The sequence below is a fragment of the Microcoleus sp. BM001215392 genome, assembly GCF_036700185.1.
GTDB lineage: Bacteria > Cyanobacteriota > Cyanobacteriia > Cyanobacteriales > Microcoleaceae > Microcoleus.
In genome coordinates this window covers 9,483-15,179 of sequence record NZ_JAUBOJ010000159.1, presented here as the reverse complement: position 1 = coordinate 15,179, position 5,697 = coordinate 9,483, and the positions used below count along the sequence as shown (strand labels likewise).

General features: G+C 42.2%; 6 protein-coding genes. All 6 read left to right on the top strand.

The annotated features are described in order from the left end of the window. The first annotated feature begins 444 nt into the window (after positions 1–444). Complete coding sequence (locus QT974_RS17815; RefSeq protein WP_333469769.1) at positions 445–1,995, top strand: hypothetical protein; 1,551 nt, start codon at positions 445–447, stop codon at positions 1,993–1,995. After that, positions 1,995–2,732, top strand: a complete 738-nt coding sequence (locus QT974_RS17810; RefSeq protein WP_333469768.1) for a DUF1822 family protein — start codon at positions 1,995–1,997, stop codon at positions 2,730–2,732. The genes QT974_RS17815 and QT974_RS17810 overlap by 1 nt, the downstream gene beginning before the upstream one ends. Positions 2,733–2,945: 213 nt before the next feature. After that, positions 2,946–3,272 carry a Nif11-like leader peptide family natural product precursor gene (locus tag QT974_RS17805; protein ID WP_333469767.1) on the top strand — a complete coding sequence of 109 codons (327 nt, stop codon included), beginning with the start codon at positions 2,946–2,948 and terminating at the stop codon, positions 3,270–3,272. Positions 3,273–3,442: 170 nt separating this feature from the next. Beyond that, positions 3,443–3,763, top strand: a complete 321-nt coding sequence (locus QT974_RS17800; protein ID WP_333469766.1) for a Nif11-like leader peptide family natural product precursor — start codon at positions 3,443–3,445, stop codon at positions 3,761–3,763. Positions 3,764–4,365: 602 nt separating this feature from the next. Further along, a complete protein-coding gene (locus QT974_RS17795) occupies positions 4,366–5,220 on the top strand; it encodes a hypothetical protein (protein ID WP_333469765.1) in 855 nt (284 codons plus the stop codon). A gap of 164 nt (positions 5,221–5,384) precedes the next feature. Next, a partial coding sequence (locus tag QT974_RS17790) for a hypothetical protein (protein WP_333469764.1) occupies positions 5,385–5,697 on the top strand: 313 nt, incomplete at its 3' end.

Below are 5,697 nucleotides of genomic sequence, written 5' to 3'. Positions count from 1 at the left end.
GGTTTTCTTTGATTTCCTTTTTACCGAAAGACCAAGCTTTTTGGCAAATACGCGCAAGTTTAAACAAAATGGTACGCTGGTGTATTTGTTAATAAGTGTACCATTTTGTCTATTTATTCGCTAGCTAGGTACTAGCTCTTCTAAGTAACTGAACTCGTGCATAGTGACTGATGCTCCCTTTAAAAACAATTTTTCAAGGCAACCTGGGCTGTAGCTGCCATAATTATCCCTCTTCTGTCACTACCCATTGCAGAGTTGTGCAATGATAACTACCTTACAGAGCAACAGGAAATACAAACTCAAGCAATTAACTTGACACAAAGTAACCTAGTTTTATCCAATCTATTTATTTATCGTATTAATTAAGCTTTCCACAATTTGGACTTCAAACAAATTGTCCAAACTCCAATATATTAATCAAGCTAGTTACAAAGGGGAATATAAATGGTTAATTGTGTAGCGTTAGATATTTTCGCTCCTGCCACACCGTCAAAATTGCCTGTTTTGGAAAGTGCAATGCTGTGGAAATTTTGGAAACTTTGCAGAATTAGTCTGGCTAAGGAAACAGTTGGATATGAATATCGTTTAATTCCTGAAGCGCAAGATTTTTTTGAGAATCAAATTCTCAATAATTGTACACAAACCAATGTTTCTAATTTTGCCACTCATCTAAACCAGAACGCCAAATCAACTTTATTTTCTGATTTTTTAACTCAAAATAATGCGATAAGTAGAGCCAAGCGTGCTGCTGCTGGACTTTGTTTGAGATGCAATGTTTCTTATCCGATACTCAAAGCCTGCCAAAAAATTGATAGTTTATTCGGCGGTGAAAAAAGATTCACTTACAACGATTTGCTGCCGTTTGTTCTCAATGATGATGGTAAAACTTTAATCGTTCTAGATAGCCAAGCAAAAACTCAACTTGTGTTGGACGGTAACGGCAAAACTCAACCAACTAATTATAAATTTTTTACTGTTGAGGTATTGCGGACGTTTAAGCCTGATTCGCAGTCGAGCATGAGCTTAGACAATTGGGCTTATTTGCAAACCAAACAAAATCAAGAAGTTAAAAACTTTTTATCAGAATTTGGGTTTAAACATCTGAGCGATTGGGCAATTTTGAATCGAGCTAGACCCAAACAAATTGAAAGTTTGTCAGAGCGCGATCGCCAATTAATAGAAGTCTTTCATGCAGTATACCGCCGAGACAGGCGCAAACACCGATCGGCGGGAGTACAAAAATGCCCAGACCCCTCTAATTCTCAACTTCAAGAAATGCTAACTGCCTTGCAGAAACAAAATGTTAGTGTCAAGAGCAATATTGAGTTGATAGCAGAACTAAAACAGGTAGCTGTGCAGTTGAAACAGTATGACGTTTGGAGTTCCAGAGAACCTTTGGAAATCCGCGACCCTGATACTGGAAACGACGTACTCAGACCGGATTTACCTCATGCTTCCACAGATAAATTAAATGTGGAACAACAAGAAATTTTGGAATTCTTGCACCAGCAGCTAAAGTCAGCTTTAATTCAATCAATAGAGCAAGAGATTAGCGCTTGTCTTGCCAAATTAGAAAAAAGCAAAAGTTATGCGATTTTTGCTCGAAAATTTATTACGGGTTTAGAATTATATTACTGTCAGGGAATGTCTCTCAAAGAAATAGCTCCTTTATTGGGAATGAGCAGTTGGGATCAAGCAAGGCGAGTATTAGATCCGGGACAACTTATCAACAATGTACGCGCTCGTACTGTAGAGAAAGTTCTTGATAGTACGATGACCTTGGCTCAAGAAAAAGGTTTGACTCAAATTCCCCCTGAACCAGAGTATCTCAAAACCTTGATTGAACAAATTGAAGCTTTTGCTGATGTAGAATTTTTCAAAGAAGCGGCCGAAGAAATTAAAGCGGGGAAAAACCGCGAAATGAACAGCTTGTATGCTAGGCAACTTCGGGTTTACTTTAGCAACATAGCACCACTGAAAAAAGGAGAAAAATAATGATTGGTTCGTCGGTTAATTTAACAGATGCGAGGTTGTTGTTGCCGGAAGTTATTTGGCTCGAACCCGAATATTTTCAAATGGCAAAACAAATGAGCGATCGAGTCAAAAGTGAGTCTCGCCAGTGGCAAACTTATCTCAGTGCACTAGCGGTACAAAGTTTTGAGCAGTGGTTGAGCGATCGCCTTCCAAATCACACAGTTGAACGACTTGAAATTGGCACGACCAGCTATCTAAAATTAGGTGAATTTAAACTTTGTATAATTGCTGTTGAACACTGTCTAGACGAAGTAGCGATCGTACCTCAAAATACGATTTCATCTCTAACACAAACCTCGAATTTTTATGTAATGTTAGAAGTATTAGAGGAAGAAGAACAAGTAATTATCAGGGGTTTTCTGCATTGCGACCAAATAAATTATTATTGGAGTTCGATCGATTTGCCAGCTTTAGAAGACGGTTGTTACCAGCTACCGCTATCTTTATTTGATGCAGAACCGCATCACTTGCTGCTGTACTGTCGCTACTTAGCACCAGTTGCTGTGAATCTACCTGTAGTTTTAGCTCCGGCAAAGATAGAAGCAGATGTATCAGAATATCTGAAGGAAAGCAGAACTAAATTAAATCAATGGTTGCAGGGTACATTTGATGAGACTTGGTTTTCTCTTGACGCACTGAAATATTTTAGTAATGCCAACTTCGATCGGTTTCCCGCCCCCTTTGCGCGATCGCATTGAATTAGCCCTGGGAGAGTTGACGTTTCTAGGTTCTTCTGTTATGAAATTGCTGTCGCTCAAAAGCGTGGACGATCGGCGTTGCTATCAAAAGTGCATCAGTTGATTTGGCTGGCATCTATTTAAAAGCAGAAAGAAAGCTTGGCAAGCTTTTCTTCTGTCAACAATCCTGAGAAGAGTCGCAATAAAACGACGAAATACAAGGAGAAAAATCTCATGTCTATTGCAAGTTTGACTCAATTTCAAAATGAAGTCATGCAAGATGAGACGCTGCAAGAGCAGTTCAAAACAGCAGCGGCTACCTCCCCGGAAAGCCTTGGCGAGCTAGCTGTAAAGCTGGGAGCTGAGCGAGGCTACAGCTTCACACTAGAGGATGTCCAAGCAACGGTAGAAGCCGCCTCCTCGAACTCCAGTGTGGAAGAGGAGTTAACAGAGCAAGAGCTAGAAATGGTATCTGGCGGTGTGACTTGGATTGCGGCAGCGACAGTCGGGGTACTCGCGGCAGCGAACGGAGTGAAGGATACGCTCGATAAAAAGAAATAACCCGATCGAAGGAACTGACTTCCTAGCCACCTCTAGCAGATATGGGCGTTGGCAATCCCAATTGCTCCGGTGAGCATTTCTGTTGATCCTAGCGAGGGATTTTCAGTCCAGCCAGCAGCAGAAGTAAAAATTACTTCTGCTATTTATCGAAGTACAAGGAGAAAAATCTCATGTCTATTGCAAGTTTGAATCAATTTAAAAATGAAGTCATGCAAGATGAGGCGCTGCAAGAGCAGTTCAAAACAGCAGTGGCTATCTCCCCAGAAAGACTTGGCGAGTTAGCTATAAAGCTGGGAACTGAACGAGGCTACAGCTTCACACTAGAGGAGATCCAAGCAACCGTAGAAGCCACTTCCTCAAACCCCAGTGTGGAAGAGGAGTTAACAGATGAAGAGCTAGAAATTGTATCTGGCGGTCGTATGTATGGGGCAGTGGCAAAGGTAACGGCAACCGCGGCAGCGGACAAAGCGGGTCAATGGACTAGCGACTAGCGACCCCTGAAGTTAACCCGATCGAGGTAATTAACTTCGTAGCCACTAGCACATCTGGGCATTTGCAATGCCAGTTGCTCCGGTAAGCATTTATGTTGACCCTTGCGGAGAATTTTCAGTCCAGCCAGCAACTGGCTTCCTCAGTGATGATGGCTGGCTGTTTTTTCCTTCGGTTTATATCTCTGTTCCCTCCAAGTAGCCCATGCGATTAAGTATTCGATTGAAGCACATCTGGGCGTAATATCATGTCCGGTTTCGAGGTTGGCAACTTATCTCAAATAGGAGTGTAAATTATGAGCTGTTCAATGGAAAATTACCTGAAAATCGTTACCCCCTACCTTCACCCTGACTTAGTTTCTCCTGAAGCCTTATCCCACATTCAGCCCCTCGCCCAAATCTTACCCCCTACATCTGTTGGTGGGTTTGAATGTCGTCTAGGGGCAACTCAATCGAGAGTAGACCTCCAAGTCAGTATCCCCCGCCTTACCCTGAACCTGCCACAGAGGTTCTTGACTCATCCTGTTTGGCAATTCTTTCAGGAATTGTGTCAAGAATGGAGCGAGCCGACCTCTTTCCTTTATCAAGGAGTAGAGCGAATCTGGATGGAATTCGATCTCGATGGAGAGCAATTTTCATTGCCGGTTCCGTGTATTTTCTTGCTATTTAACCAGAAAATTGTCATGGATGCTCAAAGCCTAATTGAAACGACTTCCAGGCTCTTGAACTATCAGGTTTCCCCGCCGATCGAGTCAAATCTCCGACGTTGTGCTGACTTCTTACCGGCCGGTGCTAAAATCAGCCATCTTGGGGCAATGCTATCCCGCCAAGCTCATGGTGTCAGGCTCAATGTTGAAGGAATTTCCCCTCTTCAGTTGCCAGATTACCTGGTGCAAATTGGTTGGAGCGATCCAACCAATACACTCTCTACCCTTGTCTCAAACTTATCTGAGTTTGTGGATTACATCTACTTGAGTTTCGATGTGGGCGATACTATTCTACCCAGAATTGGTTTGGAATGTTATTTACACAAGCCGCCCACACATGAATTCAAGTGGCAGTTATTCTTAGACTATTTGGTTGAAAAAGAACTGTGTACTTCAGCCAAGAAAGATGCCCTTTTATGTTGGTATGGATTTACCAAGAAATCATCTGTGGCGAATTTATGGCCTAGTAATATCAGCGTTTGCGATCGCCTATTTGGTTCTGGAGCCAAAAGCGTATTTTGGAGAAGACTCAGCCATATAAAACTGGTCTATCAACCTGGTATTCCTTTAGAAGCAAAAGGCTATCTAGGGTTTGGTCATAGCTGGGTTAAAAATAATACCCTACCCACCAAGCAAGAGCAGCCAAAAAATGAGAAAGATGAACTAAGTTTTGAAAAGAGCGATCCACGTAATCGCAATTTGTTTTCTTCAACAATTATGCGCGATGGGGCGAGAAACCCGGTTTCTTTGTAAATTTCTCGTTGCCAAACCCGCGATTTTTCAGAAAAACCGGGTTTCTTTGCGTCCTTGGTGGGGTAGGTAATGTATTTGTCTCTGCAATAAATATGATTCCAGCTACAAGCAACAGCACTCTCGTCAAGAGCAAAAAAGAAACGAACAGGAGATAGGAGAAAATAATGACGATAACACAATCCGATTTAGCAAATATTGTGGCGTCTGCCAGCTCTCTTTCAGAACGTCTCAGCAATCGCTTGTTTGAGGTTGACACTATCCCAATCAATGAAGAAAAGTTGAGCGATGAACGCCTGGATCGCTGGTGTCAATTGGCAGCTCAAGGAAACTGGGGAAATTTTCAAAAGCGGCTATTATGGGATGGGTTAGATGTGGATACAGTACGTTCCATTATCGGCTCACTACCTGCTGTTGATAATCGAACCTTACCCACTTGGGCAGCAACTTTACAGGAAATAACTTTACAGGAAATAACTT